At 69.0% G+C, this 14,952-nt stretch carries 10 protein-coding genes; 2 read left to right on the forward strand and 8 right to left on the reverse strand.

Annotated elements, in window-relative coordinates; translation table 11 throughout:
- Positions 1-13 precede the first annotated feature (13 nt).
- From IPI67_14975 to IPI67_14985, 3 genes are read right to left on the reverse strand one after another with little or no spacing between them, the layout of a single operon-like run.
- On the reverse strand, positions 14-892 hold the full coding sequence (locus IPI67_14975) for a site-specific DNA-methyltransferase (protein ID MBK7581498.1): 879 nt from the start codon (positions 890-892) through the stop codon (positions 14-16).
- On the reverse strand, positions 885-1,739 hold the full coding sequence (locus tag IPI67_14980; GenBank protein ID MBK7581499.1) for a penicillin-insensitive murein endopeptidase: 855 nt from the start codon (positions 1,737-1,739) through the stop codon (positions 885-887). The genes IPI67_14975 and IPI67_14980 overlap by 8 nt, the downstream gene beginning before the upstream one ends.
- Entirely contained in the window at positions 1,736-4,399 is a 2,664-nt protein-coding gene (locus IPI67_14985) for a 1-acyl-sn-glycerol-3-phosphate acyltransferase (GenBank protein MBK7581500.1), read from the reverse strand. Before IPI67_14985 ends, IPI67_14980 begins: the two co-directional genes overlap by 4 nt.
- A gap of 52 nt (positions 4,400-4,451) precedes the next feature.
- Here IPI67_14985 and IPI67_14990 point away from each other — a divergent pair, with 52 nt between their 5' ends.
- Together IPI67_14990 and IPI67_14995 are read left to right on the forward strand one after the other, a co-directional pair.
- Positions 4,452-5,876, forward strand: coding sequence for a hypothetical protein (locus IPI67_14990; protein MBK7581501.1), 1,425 nt, complete (start codon positions 4,452-4,454; stop codon positions 5,874-5,876).
- A 19-nt stretch (positions 5,877-5,895) separates the two neighbouring features.
- Positions 5,896-6,441 carry a DJ-1/PfpI family protein gene (locus tag IPI67_14995; protein ID MBK7581502.1) on the forward strand — a complete coding sequence of 182 codons (546 nt, stop codon included), beginning with the start codon at positions 5,896-5,898 and terminating at the stop codon, positions 6,439-6,441.
- Here the strand turns inward: IPI67_14995 and IPI67_15000 are convergent, their stop codons facing one another.
- The 5 genes from IPI67_15000 to IPI67_15020 form a co-directional block, all read right to left on the reverse strand.
- Positions 6,442-7,452, reverse strand: coding sequence for an ABC transporter ATP-binding protein (locus IPI67_15000; protein MBK7581503.1), 1,011 nt, complete (start codon positions 7,450-7,452; stop codon positions 6,442-6,444).
- A gap of 125 nt (positions 7,453-7,577) precedes the next feature.
- Entirely contained in the window at positions 7,578-8,588 is a 1,011-nt protein-coding gene (locus tag IPI67_15005) for an ABC transporter ATP-binding protein (protein MBK7581504.1), read from the reverse strand.
- Positions 8,589-8,680: 92 nt separating this feature from the next.
- Positions 8,681-9,367, reverse strand: a complete 687-nt coding sequence (locus tag IPI67_15010; GenBank protein ID MBK7581505.1) for a hypothetical protein — start codon at positions 9,365-9,367, stop codon at positions 8,681-8,683.
- A gap of 97 nt (positions 9,368-9,464) precedes the next feature.
- Positions 9,465-12,611: a VWA domain-containing protein gene (locus IPI67_15015; protein ID MBK7581506.1), complete on the reverse strand. Its 3,147-nt coding sequence runs from the start codon at positions 12,609-12,611 to the stop codon at positions 9,465-9,467.
- The gene (locus IPI67_15020; protein MBK7581507.1) at positions 12,611-14,572 is read right to left on the reverse strand and encodes a VWA domain-containing protein; all 1,962 of its coding nucleotides are present in this window, start codon (positions 14,570-14,572) and stop codon (positions 12,611-12,613) included. The genes IPI67_15015 and IPI67_15020 overlap by 1 nt, the downstream gene beginning before the upstream one ends.
- Positions 14,573-14,952 lie beyond the last annotated feature (380 nt).

Genomic DNA, 14,952 nt, shown 5'->3' on the forward strand with positions numbered 1-14,952 from the left:
GAAGGCGGGCGCCTCAGAGTCCCAAGCGTGCGCTCGCCACTTTGATCGCGATCGGGCTCTGATCGACGCCGACCCAGCGTCGCCCCAGGCGCTCCGCGACTGCCAACGTGGTGCCGCTGCCGCACATGGGATCGAGCACGCGGCTTTCTTCGTCGGTCGTTGCCCGGACGATGCGCTCCAGCAAGCGTTCGGGTTTCTGCGTCGGGTAGCCGGTGGCCTCCGGATCGAGCGGGGTGTTGGCGCGCATCGCAGGGCAGTCACTCCACACGCTGCCGAGGCGCCGACCCTCGTCTGCGTAATAACGGTAGGTCTTGCCGCCGAGCGTGCGCTCACGAAACGCGCGACCGTCCGCGTCGAGGTTCGAGAAATGCATGCTCAGGCTGGTCTTCGCGAATGGCTCGCGCAAGAGCGGGTCAGAGGCGTTCCAGCGCATGTCCTTGCCGCGGGCATAGACCAAGATCGTCTGGTGCGTGACGCTCGGGCCGCGGCGGCCGCGGGCGCCGTTGCCGGGCACCCACACGATCTCACCGCGAAACGCCGGGCGCCCGAAGACTCGGTCGGCGAGCACCTTGGCGTCGTGCACCCCGCGATGATCGAGGTGCAGCCACAGGCTCCCGGTTAGCGCGAGGACCTCGCGAAACGCCGCCAGCCTCGGCTCGAGCATGCCGAGAAATGCGTCGAGCCCGCCCCAGGCGTCGGAGTACGCCGTGTTCCCTGCCACGCGTGCTCCGCGCTGGTTTCGGGCTTTGTGGGCGACGCCCGTGTTGAAGGGCGGGTCGACGTAGATCAGATCGAACTGATCGGACGGGCGAGTGACCAGCGTCGGCACCAGGGCGAGGCAGTCCCCCGCGAGCAGCACTCCGCGCTGCGCGCGCCGTCGCGGTTCAGACATCGCCGCCCGGCGCGGCGGCGCCTTCCGCAGCCGGAGTCACCCCGAACGGGTCGTCCTGGGCGATGGCGCGGAGCGATTGCGCATCGAGCTCCGGCAAGCTCAGCGAGGGCTCGAGCCACGGCCAGCGGGGACCGCCGCCCTCACAGCCGTCGACCTCTTCAGCGGCGGTGCAGGCGAGGCGAACGTGCACGTGGTCGTCGTGGGGACTCGAGTCGCCGGGCTCGAGCAGCAGGGTCTCGGCGCGCCACACGAGCTCGAGCGGCTCTCCCCGTGCGCGGGCGTAGTCGATGAGCAGCGCCTCCACGCCGCGGCTGGCGAACAACCACTGGACCTGTGCGTCCTTCGAAGCCACCAGCGTGCGGATGAGCAGCCAGTTGCGCTCGACGTCGAAGTGGACGAAGTGGTCGCCTTCCACCTGTGCGAGCCCGTCAGTGCCCACCTTGACGAAGCCCGGGCTCGGGACCGGGGCGCCGGACGGCGTGGTGACGAAGAACAGCAGATCTACGTCGCGCCCGGTGCGATGCGAGCGGTGTCCGGGGATCTTTGCGCCGTGGCGCGCGGAGAGATCCCCGACGACCAGGGGCTCACCGCCCGGCAGGGTCTGTTTCACTGTCCGGGCAGCGGCCGAGATGCTCTGCACCAGTCGTGGGTTGCCCCAGTAGTTGTCACTGGTCCGCCTCAGGCGGACGAAGCCTTCGCCCCGGACGGGCAGCTGCTTGGCGCCACGCTGCATTCCGGCGTGTGGCACTCCCATCGAACCGTCGAGGTTCGGCGCGAGGGGAGTCGGGATGCCCATGCAGCCGGTGGTGGCGACACACGCCACGATGAACGGAAGCGCGCGCCTCACTCGGAGTCCTCACCCAGGTAGAGCGCGATCTTGCTCTCGATGGTGGCGACCGCCTGCTGCGCGGCGAAGGTGTCGGTGAGCTGCAGCTTGCCGTCGTGTTTATGGAGGTAACCCTGGTCCAGGAATGAGCGCACCGCGTTTTCGACGAGCGGCTTGCTGACCGACTCGCGTCGCGACAGCTCGCCCGCGAAGAACATGCGATTACCGAGCGCCAGGCTCTTTTTTACCAGGTCTTTCTCGGTGGCAGGACCCTTCAAGAGCAGTGCAAGGCCGCGGGCGGCGACGCGATAACCCTCGAAGAAATTCGTCACCAGCGAGGCGTAGAGCTCGAGCCACTCCGGGCCCGACCAGCCGCCACTGCCCGCGCCCGGCCCGAGCGCGCCGGAGGCGTCGCGGCTGAGGGCGCCGTCTTCCTGCATGGCGAGCAGCGTCTCGTCGAAGATCGCGTCGAAGGGAGCGTCGGCGCGGAAGCGGAACTCGTGCTTGAACATGCGCGAGAGCGCACGCACTCGCTCGCGCAAGGTGTCCTCGTCGACGCGGGGCCCCGGCGGGACTCGCGCCGCCACCGCCACCAGGGAGCGCTCCACGAAGAAGTGGATGATGATGTTCTTGGAGTTGTCGAGCACCAGGCGCTTTTTTTCGACCGGGGTCAGGATCGATTCGTCCTCGATGGCCCGCGAGCGTTTCTCCTTCACACCCTCGCCGAGCGGTGTGTGTACGTCCACGAGCTCGGCGTCGGCGTACATCTGCGCGGCCTCGCGGATGGCCTCGGCGCGCAGTGTGCCCGACGGCGTGACGGCGGTGGCCGTGGCGCGAGCGCCGACCGCGAGCAGCACGCTCAGCAGTTGGCGCGAGCGGTCGACGAGGTCGGTGAAGGCCATGCCGCGCCGCGGGTGGCAGAGCAGCGCCATGGAAGTGAGGGCGCCGGGCGTCACGGCCGTGACCTGGTTGATCTCGTCCATCACGCGATTGCCGAGCCGGGTCACCAGCGCTCGGCGTTTCGCCGGCGAGCTGATGCTTCCTAGCTCGGTGCCGAGCTCCCGGGCGATCTCCGAGAGCGACAAGATCTGGCCGAACTGCAGGTTGATCCGCCCGTAGCGGTGGCGCAGCACCTCGGGGGTGCGCAGCAGATCGGTGGCGTCTTCTTTCTTCTTCTCGCCACCGGCCATCTCGTCGACGTAGCTGCTCGACTCGATGATGCGCTCGTAGCCGATGCTGACCGGTACGAAGTAGGTCGTGCGCTGGGGTACCGCCAGCGCAGAATCGACGATCATGTTGAGCAGCCCGAACTTGGGGGAGAGCAGCTTGCCGGTGCGGCTGCGCCCGCCTTCGAGGAATAGCTCGATCGGATAACCATCGCGGATCAGGCGCCGGATGTAGGCGTCGACGACCGCGGTGTAGAGTTTGTCGCCCTTGAACGAGCGCCGAATGAAGAACGCGCCGCTGCGGCGGAAGATGGCGCCGATCGGGAAGAAGTTGAGGTTTTCGCCGGCGGCGATCAGCGGCAGTTGCAGGTTCGACTCGTTGAAGACGTAGCTCAAGATCAGATAGTCGATGTGGCTCTTGTGGCTGGGCAAGAGCACCAGCGAACCCTGTTTGGCCGCGTCGCGGATGCGTTCGATCTCACTCTTTTCGTACTCGATGCCGGCGTAGATGCGGTGGAACACCCGGACGAAGATGGCCTCGAGCGCCTTGATGGCGGCCATGTCGGGCGTGGCCTGAAGCTCGCGCAGCATGCCCAGCGCTCGCGCCGTGATCACGTAGCGGTCGCTGCGTTTTTCGCCGGCCAGATCTCGGATGATGGTGCGCAGCCGGGGTGAACGCAGGATCTCCATGCGCACGCGATCCGGGGATTTCTCCGCCGGGCCGGTGACGCTGCGACGCTCGCGCTCGAGTCGGCCGAGCATGGCGTAGGTGATGCGGCGAACGGCGACCTCTTCGCTGGGCGCGTTCGCGTCGCGTAAGAAAGCGGCGAGGTCCAGCGGTGCGCCGGATTTCAGCGCGACGTGTTTGTAGTTGTAGAGGAACTGCCCGACGGTGCGCATGGGACTCGGCCACTCGCGGGGGCCGAGCACGAAGTCGAAGGAACCCGTGCCCCGCGTGTCTGGCTCTTTGCTCCAGACGAAGACCTGCGGCACGAGCAGGATGGGCCGCTCGCGCTCGCGCTGCACGCGCATCAGGGTGCGGACGAGATCGTCGCCCTCGGTCAGTCCGCGGCCGTGGCTGCCGCCGGCCGCCACGTCGAGCACACCGGGGGGACGTTTCAGGAACAGCAGCGCGGAGCCCCCGCGGGTGAGCGCGTCGGCGAGCTCGTCGGATGGTTTGAGGTCCCGGCGCGGGAAGATGGCGTTGAGCCAACCCTTGCCCATCGGGTTGAGGATCCACAGGCCGAGATCCTGGGCGAAGCGGATCTGTGGTAGCGCGAAGCGCTTGGTCAGGTGGTCCAGCGCGAGAAAGTCGATGAAATTGAGGCTGCGCAGCACGTAAACGACGCTGCCTTCCGAGGCCAGGCTGCGCACACCCTGTACCCAGGCGTCATCCACCTGGATGCGATCGAAGAACCGCTTGTACAGCGCGCGGAGCGCAGGATTCGGTTCGTATTCTCGGGTCAGCTCGCGCTTCGGCATTCGCTGGCACACGCCGTCGGGGCGAGGCATCATGCGCCGCCGGGCCATGCTTTGCAATTCGCGTCGAACCTGCCACCTCGCCCTGATGCTTTCGGCCGCGCTCTTGGGTTTCTGGGGCTGTAAACGGCGTACTCCGGAGGTGGCGCCGAGCGCCCAGCCGACGCCCTCGGCAGCGCCCCAGCCCATCACACCTCGCTGCAGTGAGCCCCACCCGGGCCTCAGCTTCACGGTGGGCGAGCGCAAGAGTGTGCCCGCCGCGGCCGGGGAGGCCGACGAGGACGACGATGGCGTCGACCAACCGGCGCTCCCGTTCGCCGTGGCGCTCGGGCGCGGCGTGGCGTTCGGCGACGGGTTTGCCGTATCCGCCATCTCGACCGTTGGCAAGAAGACCTCTGCGGTCGTGGCGCTGATCGGCAAGGATGGGGGCTCGGGTCGGATCGCGACCCTGGCACAGCTGCACGCGGATCCGGACCCGCCGGAGCTCAGCGCCGACGGCAGCGATCTGATCGCGCTCTTGCACGACACGGACGCGGGGGGGGAGCTGCTCAGGCTGGCGGCCATTCGTCCCGGCTCGGACAAGATCGACGTGGTGCTGGGGGCGGAGATTGCCGAGAGCCGCGACGAGTCCCGGGCGGCAGATCTCGAGCTGGGCCCCGAGCGCGGCGTCGCGGTCTGGGACGAGTGGAGCCGCGCCGACAAACACGGGGTTGTCGTGAGCGCCAGCTTCGCCCGGGCGGACATCAGCAACGTCACGAAGAAGCGCATCGTCTCGAGCCCGACGGAGGACGCCGAAGCGCCGCGCATCGTGCGCCGGCCCGGCGGATTTTGGGCGGCCTGGATCGCCCGCACCATCGTGCCGAAATCAGCGCTGGCCCCCCGGATGAAACCGGCAGCCGCGCCGAGCGCGGCGCCGCGACCGAGCAGCGGCGAGGAGCCGCCGGAGCCACCTTTAGTCCAGCTTGGAGAGCGATACCTGAGCGCAGTGGCGCTCGACGCCAACGGTGTTGCGCTGTCCGAACCGAAGGCCGTGAGCGTCAAACACGCACACGTGCTGGTGTTCGACCTCGCGAGCGGGCCCGATGGTTCGGCCCTGCTCGCGTGGCGTGATGACGACACCGCGCCGGGAGCGGAAGAGCGACGGGTGTACCTGGGGACCCTGCGTGCCGACGGCAGCGTGGAGCGGCACGTGGTCGAGGACGAGGGGGTGGGAGTCGGCGCGCCAGCCTTGCTCATCGACGCGGCGGCAGGCGCGGTGGGGGGGCCGCTCGGGTGGTTGACCCTCGCCAGCATCAGCGACGCCACCCGGATCGGCGCGGTCGGTCCGAGCGGACTCATCGACAACCTCGGGACCGAGCCCGCGATTCGCAGCGCGGAGCTCCTGGCGGTCGCACGCGGCCGCTTCTTGCGCGCGCGGCCAAACGGTCTGGCGATGGAGTTATCTGTGGTGGAGTGCAAACCGGGCTCGGCTCCCGCGCTGCCGACCCCAGCGCCGAGCGCCTCGGCCGAGTGAACGCGAGAGGTTCGACGAGATGCCGAAGATATTGTTGCTCCTGGCCCCCGGCTTCGAGGAAATCGAAGCGGTGACCTTGATCGATGTGCTCAGGCGGGCCGAGATCACCGTCACGGTGGCCGGTCTGGACGCGACGCCCGTGCGCGGCTCACACGACATCGAGGTGAATGCCGAGTGTCTGCTCGATGACGTCGAGGGCGAGGACTACGACGGCATCGTGCTGCCCGGCGGCATGCCCGGTGCGGCAAACCTCGCCAAAGATCCGCGTGTTCGACAGCTGCTCGTCGAGCTTTCGTCCGCTGGCAAGCTGGTGTCGGCGATCTGTGCAGCACCCACGGTGCTCGAGGCCGCAGGGTTGCTCCGCGGCCGCCGGGCCACGGGGTATCCGGGGTTCTTGCTGCCGAGCGCCGAGTACGTCGAGGAGGCCGTCGTCGAGGATGGCAACCTGGTGACCAGTCGTGGCCCCGGCACGTCACTCGCGCTCGCGCTCAGCTTGGTCGGGCGCCTGGTCGGTCCGGAGCGGGCGCAAGAGCTGGCGGCGCGCATGCTCGTCAGCGGTGGCTGATCACAGATACGGATTGTGACAGGCCACGCGGTGGTGGCTGCCCGCTTCGATTTCCTGGAGCAGCGGCACCTCGACGTCGCACTTGCCCTTCTCCGCGCGCGGGCAGCGCGGATGGAAGCTGCAGCCGGATGGCGGGTCGATGGGGCTCGGCACGTCGCCTTCGAGCAGGATCCGCAGCCGCCGCCGCGCCGGGTCCGGCACCGGGATCGCCGAGAGCAGCGCACGCGTGTAGGGGTGGTGGCGTTTTTCGTAAAGTGACGCCGACGCAGCGACCTCGACGATCTTGCCGAGATACATGACGGCGACGCGCCGGCTCACGTATTCGACCACCTTGAGGTCGTGGGAGATGAACAGGTAGGACAGCTTGAACTCGTCCTGCAGATCCAGGAGCAAGTTGACGATCTGCGCCTGGATCGACACGTCCAGGGCGCTGACGGGTTCGTCACACACGATGAAGTCCGGCTGGACCGCCAGCGCGCGCGCGATGCCGATGCGTTGGCGCTGCCCTCCGCTGAACTCGTGCGGGTAGCGGTGCATCGCCTCGGGGCGTAGCCCGACCCGCTTCAGCAGGGCTTCGACCTTTGCGTCTTCTTCCGAGCGTCCACTGGCGAGTTTGTGGATCCGGAGCGCCTCGCTGACGATGGCTCGCACGGTCATGCGAGGGTTGAGCGAAGAGTATGGATCCTGAAAAATGATTTGCATCCGGCGCCGCAGCGGTCGGAGCTGCCGTTGAGACATTGGCGTGATGTCTTGACCGTCGAAGACGATGCGACCGAAGGTCGGCTCGATCAGGCGCAGCACGGAGCGTCCCAGCGTGCTCTTGCCGCAGCCGCTCTCTCCGACCAGGCCCAGGGTCTCGCTGGAGCGCACGTAGAACGTCACGCCGTCCACGGCGCGCACCAACTTCGTGCGGCCCAGGATGCCCTTCTTGACCGGGAAGAACTTGGCCAGGCGTTCGACCTGGAGCAGCGTCTTGCGTTTTTCGGGTGAGGCGTCGGTCGGCGCCGCCACCGCGCCGTTCGTGTCGGGAGCTTCGGGCGGTGCCCAGAGCGCCGCGCTGGCGAGCTCCCCGGCGTCCCTACTTTCGCCCGTTTCGTCCGGCGGGTCATCGGCGCCGCGTTCGTCGTCGCTGTTCGTCACGCGTCGGCCTCGGCAAAATGACAGCGCACCGTTCGCCCACCGCGGCGCGGGCTCACCTCGGGTTCTTCCTCGGTGCAGCGGGCGCTAGCTTCGGGTTTCTCCGCCAAGAGGCCGCAGCGGTCGGCGAAGCGGCAGCCCTTGGGCAGCGCCGCCAGATCCGGCACCACCCCTTCGATGGTCGGCAGCCGCCGGGGCCGCCCATTGTCGCGTGACGAGTCCATGGGCGGCACACTGGCGAGCAGTCCCCGGGTGTAAGGATGGAGCGGGCGCTGGAAAATGTCTTCCACGCTGCCGGACTCCACCACGCGCCCCGCGTACATGACCACGACGTCGCTGGCAAACTCCGCCACCACCCCGAGATCGTGTGTGATGAACAGGATGCTCATGCCGAGCTCTTCCTGAAGGCGCCGCAGCAGATCGAGGATCTGCGCCTGAATGGTCACGTCGAGGGCCGTCGTGGGTTCGTCCGCGATCAAGAGCGCGGGCTCGCATGACAGCGCCATGGCGATCATCACACGCTGTCGCATGCCGCCGGACAGCTGGTGCGGGTAGGAGTCGATGCGTTCTTCCGGGCTCGGAATGCCGACCAAGCGCAGCATCTCCAGCGCGCGGGCCCGGGCGGCACCTCGGCTCAGCTTGCGATGGATCCGGATGGCTTCGACGATCTGCGAGCCGATCGAGTACACCGGGTTCAGCGAGGTCATCGGCTCCTGGAAGATCATCGAGATCTGGTCGCCGCGGATCTTGCGCATGTCCTTGTCGGAGAGCGCGACCAGGTCTCGGCCCTGGAACTCGATCTTGCCCGCCTCGATCGCGCCGGGGGGTGAGGGGACCAGCTGCATGATCGAGAGCGCGGTGACACTCTTGCCGCAGCCACTCTCGCCGACGACCGCCAGGGTCTTGCCTTGCCGGACCGTGAACGAGACGTCGTCCACGGCGTAGAGCGCCCCGCGGTCCGTGTGGAACGCGGTCTTCAGGTGCTCCACCTGGAGCAGCGCTTCGGACATCGGGGCCGACGTTATGGTGGTTTTCGCTCCGATGGAACTGCCGTGGGCTCGAGCGTTCGACTGTGAGGCCCCGACCCGCGCCATTTCACCCGTCAACGCACGTAGAGCTCGAGCCTAGGGCTCCGACCGCCGCTCGAGCCGGTGGCATAACTGGCGCCGGCCCCCGCGCCGGGGCTCGCTCGAAGGGCGAAGCCGAAGTCGCTGTGCGGATGTTTTGCCAGGTAGGTAACGAGGGCCGTCACGTCGACACGCAGCGGGCTCGGGGGTGAGGAACGGGCAATGCCCTGGCTGCTCGGTGGAGCGAGCTCTGGCAGATGCGCTGGGGCGAGGGTGTCGGCGCTCCAGGGCTCGCGGACCCGCCAGACCTCCACCGTCACGTCCTCCGTCGAGCCGAATGACGCGGGCATGGGTTCGAGCAGCAAGAACGCTGCCTCGATGCGCTTGGCCTCGCGCCAGGCGCGGGGGAACTTCAAGTACAAGGTCACCTTGCCGCTGGCCCCGCCGCCGAACGTGACCGCGACGGGCGCTGCCTGGGGCTCACCCGCGCCGACCACGGCCAGCGCGTCGGGTTCGAGCACCAGACGCTGGCTGTCCTCCGAGACCGGTGCGCCCCCGGCGACGACGCAGCGGTTCGCCAGACACTCCTGGCCTTCGGGACACGTGCCGGCGGACGCGCAGGGTTCGGGCCCGCGCGAGCAGCTCGGCAGGCATGCGAAGGCCACGAGCAGCCACAGCTCGGGCCGGAGCAGCGGCGCGGGGTGACGGACTCGAAGAGGCATGGCGGGGGATGGGGCTGGCGGACGAGGCCGTCGCCGAGGCTTCAGCTGGCGTGAATACGACGATTTCGCCGCAGACGCCACGCGAGCGTGGCGGCGCTCACGAGCGCCGTCCGCGCCGCTTTGCCAGCAAGATCTCCGCCGCGCTCATCCCGCGCGCGGAGGGGGTGGGACCGGAAGCGTCGGGCTCGGGGGCCCGATGGGACGTCCGAGGGGCGCTGACGGCGCTCGGTCTGCCAACAACCGGGCGTGCCGCCGGGGACGCGTGCCCGAAGTGCGGCACGCTCGCCGGGGGCGCATCCGTCGTCACGGTGGGCCTTGGCAGGTCGGCGCCGCGCTCTTGTTTTCGCTCGCGGAGCGCGCCGAGCGTGGCGCCTGCCGATTGGGCTTCGCTCAGCTTCGCTTCCCGAGCCGCTTCGGCTCGGGCACCCCGAGCCTGCAGCCGCGCCCGCAAGCGGGTTGGAAGGTTGGAGAGGCGCTCCGGCAGCGCCAGCTTGCGCGCGCCCACTCCGAAGAGGAGCGTGAGCGCCGCCAGGAGCAGCAGCGGTGGCGTGAGGCTCGTGTACGCGAAGCGTTTTACGCTGCGCTCCTGGAAAATCCCCGCCAGCGTGTCGCGCACGCGACCGCCCGTGATCTCCGTGAGCCGTGTGAGCAGGCCGCGGTCCGTGCCCGTCGGACGTAGCTCTTCCCCGGCGCTCAGCACGGCGCCGGTGGTCGCGACCGGATCACCGGCCATCTCGTCGATGGCGGTGGCGATGTACGCGCCCGGGCGTGAGAGGGGCAAGGTCGCCGAGTAGGCTCCGGCGCCGACGGCCTCGAGGGGGACCTCCCGCGTGAACCCGTCGGGCCCGCCCACCTTGACCTTCAAGCGCCGGAAGCTCTCGGCGCGTCCGTCGTCGCCCACCAGATTGGCGCGGACGTGCAGCTCTCCACCCGCTGCGTCGGCTTCCAGGCGCACGCGCGGGTCGTCAGCGCGGCGGGTGATGTCCCGGGCGAGCTGACCGAACAGGCGCGCGGCTTCCGGCGAGCTCGTCCAGGCTTGGCCCCAGCGGTCCTTGAAGTCACTGGCGAAGGCCGCGGCGCGGCCAATGCCGATCGACCAAGTCGCCAGGATCGGATCTCCCTCGGGGCCCCGGAGGTGGACCTGCGAGCGACCCTTCGGGATGGTCACCACGTAGCCGGTGAGCTGCGGTAGCGCCGACAGATCGATGCCCCGGACCGCAGGCCCCGGTGAGCCGGCCTGGACCTTGAACGTGACCTCGCTGATCGAGCTCTTGGCAGCCAGCACCGTCTCTTGAGCGAAGATGCTGGGGAGCCGGCCGGCGTCCTCGACCAGGTAGAAACGTCCGTCGCCCAGGCGCGCCATCTTCTCCAGATCGGTGGAGTCCGAGCCACGCCCCAGCGAGATCACGCTGGTGGTGATGCCGCGCGCCTTGGCGCCCGCGACCAAGCCGAACGCGCCGGCCCGCTCCTCCGCGTCCGACCCGTCAGCGAACAGGAGCAGATGCTTCAGGTTCACTTTCTCTCGGTCGAGTGCCGCGTAGGCCTCGCGTAGCGTGAGGTCGACGTAGATGCCGCCACCGCCCGGGCCCACCGCGCGAATTGCCTTGGAAATGGCCGCTTTGTTCGTCACTGGTGCGAGCGGCACGGTCCATTTCACGACCGTGTCGACGTGCATCACACCGAGGTGGTCGCCGCTGCCGAGCAGCTCCGCTGACCGCGCTGCCGCCTCGTTGGCCAGCTCGAGCTTGGTGTTCTTCCCCGCTCGCATCGCCATGGAACCGGAGTAATCGATGGCGATCACCTCGGAGAGACTGGCCCGCCTTCGCTCCTGTTTCAGATCGAAGGACACGGGGCTGACCTCTTCGAGCGGCGTCTTGCCGTAGCCGCCCGGGCCCATGGACTTGTCACCGCCCATGAGCAGCAGGCCCCCTCCGAGGTCACGAACGTAGCTCGCGATGGCGTCGATCTGGGTCGAAGACAGGTCCGGCGCCGGGATGTCCGAGAGCACGAGCACGTCGTAGGAGGCGAAGCCCGCGATGTCCGCCGGGACGCTGCTCGGACCCACACTGTCGACGTGGAAGGCCGCCGCCTCGAGCGCGCGGACCATCGCCTGGGCCAGCTTCGGATCGCCCTCCATGACCAGCGCCGAAGCCTGCCCGCGAACCCTCATGAAGGTCGACCCGGTGTTGTCCTCGGGCCGGACGTCGAGCTTGGGGTCGAGCGAGGTGATCTCGACGTCGTAGCGGTGGAGCCCCGGGCCAGGCGCCTGCTCGCGCAGCCGCAGCACGTCCTCGCCGGCGGCGACCTTCGCGTTGCCCTTGCGCAGTGGCACCCCGTCCCGTGAGATGCGCACCTCGATCGGCGTCTCGGCGGTGGCAGAGGTGACGATTCGCATCTCGATGGTCTCACCCTCGCTTGCACGCGACGGCATGCGCAGCGCGGCGACCCGCACGTCGGGCACCTTGGCCTGATCGAGCGGGACCACGTCGATGGGGACGCCCGCCGCTACGGCTGCGGCCGCTGCCTCCTGCGGGTCCCCGCGGGTCGAGACGCCGTCCGAGAGGACCACGATGCGTGCGGCCGAGTCCGCTGGAACCTCGGCCAGAGCCCTGCGAATTGCCCCGGAGAGGTCCGTCCCGTCGCGACCCAGCTCGACCTTCTGCGGCGCCGGCAGGCGCGTGCGCGGCCGGAGTGGATCTTCTACCGAAGCCTCCGCGGCGAAGGCGATGGTGCCGATGCGATCGTCGTCTCGCATCGCCAGCTCCGCCACCTGGAGCTCACCGCGCACGCGGGCGTCGGCGTCCGGCACCAGATCGATGCTCCGGCTGCGATCGATCGCGACCAGGATCGCCAGCCGATCGAGGGGTTTGCCCAGCTCGGCGCCGCTGACGGCAAGCGCCGCAGCCAGCGCCGAGGCCATGATCAGCAGCTCGGTGAGTCCCCGGCGAAGCCGACCCTGTCGCGAGGACAAATCGAGCAGCCGGTGGGCGATGATGGCCACCACCACCGCGGCCGGGAGCGTGAGGATCGGGCGCTCGAACCGCAGGTAGTGTTCTTCGACCAGGCGCGCCCAGGTCAGCCCCAGATAGAGCGCGGGCAGGGCAGCGAAGACGCTGGCGCCGAGGAGCACGCGGCGCCGCGCGAGACCTCGGCTCCGGATCGCCCAGACCAGGTAGGCCGACCAGGCGAGCACCCCTGCCGCGAGCGCGATCCAGGGAAGCTGGGCGGTGAGGGCGGGAGGCATCAACGTTTGCCTCGCGCGAGCGGCCGGTCGGGAAGCCGGGGGGCCCCCGCCGTAGCCAGGGTGGTGACCCGCGGTTTTCGGGTCAGCCACCAGGCATCGAAGGTGATGAAGGCGAGTGCGAGGGCCGCCAACAGCCAAGCCCAGTCCGTGTGGGAGTCGGCGACTGCCGCTGCGTCCGAGACCTTGACGGCGGCGCTGCCGGTCGCGATGGCCTTGGGCGAGATGTCACTCTCGGCCTCGCTCGTCAGGTTGGCAGAGACCAGCACGCTGCCGGCGCGGTCGCCCTTCCAGCTGACGAAATAGAAGCCGGCGTGGGCAACCTCGGGGACCACGGTCAGCCCGGATTTGGCGGGGATCACCAGCTTCTTGCCAGTTGGATCCTCGACCTCGACGGAGCTCACGTCGGGGGGCACTCGCACCGTCATCGGCTCGCCCGTGCGCGCGGGACCCGTGACGCCGCGGGCGCGGTGGGAGCGTGCAAGCTCGACGATGTTGCGCACGAAGAGCACGAAGGATGCTCGGAGAGGCCAGTTGCTCTCCCCGACATCGAACCCAACGAGGGTGCCGCTGCGACCCGGGGACGACACGTCGCTGATGAGCACACCCTCGCGTGTCTTCACCAACGGGTCCCCGGGGCCCTCTGTCTCGATTTTGCGCGCCTGGGTGAGCTCGACCCCGTCCAGGGTCAAGAAACGCAAGCGCGGGTCTGCCTCGCTCCAAGAAGTGATGCTCGGTCGTTCGACCGTGTCGCCGACGGTCGCGGTGCGGCACTTTCCGGCTGGTGGGTTCAGGAGCAAGAGATCGCCTCCTGGCAGGCCCGAGGGGCAAGCGCCGTCGACCACCACCAGCGCATCGTCGGGCACCCCGGCGGCGGAAAGCCCTGCCAGGCTCGACCCGAGGAGCTCGACATCGGGGTCAGCAGACAGGGCTCGCCGCACCCACGGAGCCCCCTCGCTCGGCGCGAGCACGACCGGGATCCTGCGCCCCATGGGGACCCGCGCGTAGGCGCGGTCGTCCGTCGCGAGGGCGTCCTCCGGCGAGAGCTCGACCACGAGGCCGGTGCCGCGGTCGCCTGCGGTGGGTTCGAACGTCAGGACGACGGGTGCCCGCTCGCCCGGGGCCAGGGTCAGCTTTCGGGATGCGAGCGGCTCCGTCACGTTGCGCTGCCGCAGCGTCACGAACAGGTCGCGGCTCTGTTTTCCGTAGTGCGAGAGCAGGACGAAAGCCTGGACTTGATCGCGTTTTGTCGCTGGATCCACCCCGCTGCGCACGTCGATGCGGACGATGGCGGTGTTGGATGCGTCGCTGCCGACATCGACCACGTCCACCGGAAGCGAGACAGCCGAAAGCGACTCCGGATCCGTGAGCGCCCGATCGGTCACGACCACGATGCGTTTCTGACCTGGGAGCTGGCGCAGCCGGTCGACGGCAATGGCCAGGGATCGCCCCAGATTGCCCTCGATGTCGCCGGGCTCGAGGCGCGCGATGGCGGCCTCGAGGCGGCGGCCATCACGGTCGAGGGGGGAGGCGATGCGTGCCTCGCGCCCCGCTTCGATGATCAACGCATCGGCGCCGGGTCCGAGCGAACGAACGACGTTGCGGGCTGCCTCCCGCGCCGCCTGCATGCGGGTCGTGCCTGAGGCGGTACGCGCGCCCATCGACGCGCTGGTATCGACGATCACGGCGACGTGGTCTCCGACGATGGCGCCGCCGCGGGTTGCGGGGCGCGCGGCGGCCAACGCGAGCAGGCCGAGCGCGAGCAGCTGGAGCAGCAGCGGGATCTGCAAGAGCAGGCGTTTGAACGGGCTTTTTGCCAAAAGATCCCGCTCCGCGACGGCCCACAGCCAGGTCGATGCGACGCGCAGCTGCACCCGTCTGATCTTCAAGACGTAGAGCAGCACCAGTGGCGCAACGAGGCCGAGCAGCCAGAGACCTCCGGGGCTACGCAGCTCGAACGGCATGTGGGTGGGAGCTTAGCTACTTATGGTCCGGCGGTCTGCCGAAGGACGCGGGCGAGCGCCTGCCTCGGCGGAGAACGGAGCAAGAACGAGCTCGCCGTGGGGCTGGAAATCGAGCGGTCGCGGCGGCGAAAAAACCCGGTCTTTTCTCGACAAAACCCGGGATTTTCTGCTCGGGCGGGAAGCCCGATTTCGGCGCCGGGAGAGCGCGCGGAGTGCGCCACGAAAATCGCTCTCGGGCGCGGTCGCGCACGTCCCTCGCGCTCGCGGTCGCGCGTGTCGATCGAGTGTGCACTCGGACGTCGGTACGTGACGCCGTCGTCGCTCGTGAGCGCGCCGCTGCGCGACGTATCGACGTCGTTGATCACGACGCGTGAAAAGAT

It is taken from the genome of Myxococcales bacterium (assembly GCA_016706225.1).
Lineage (GTDB): Bacteria > Myxococcota_A > Polyangia > Polyangiales > Polyangiaceae > JADJKB01.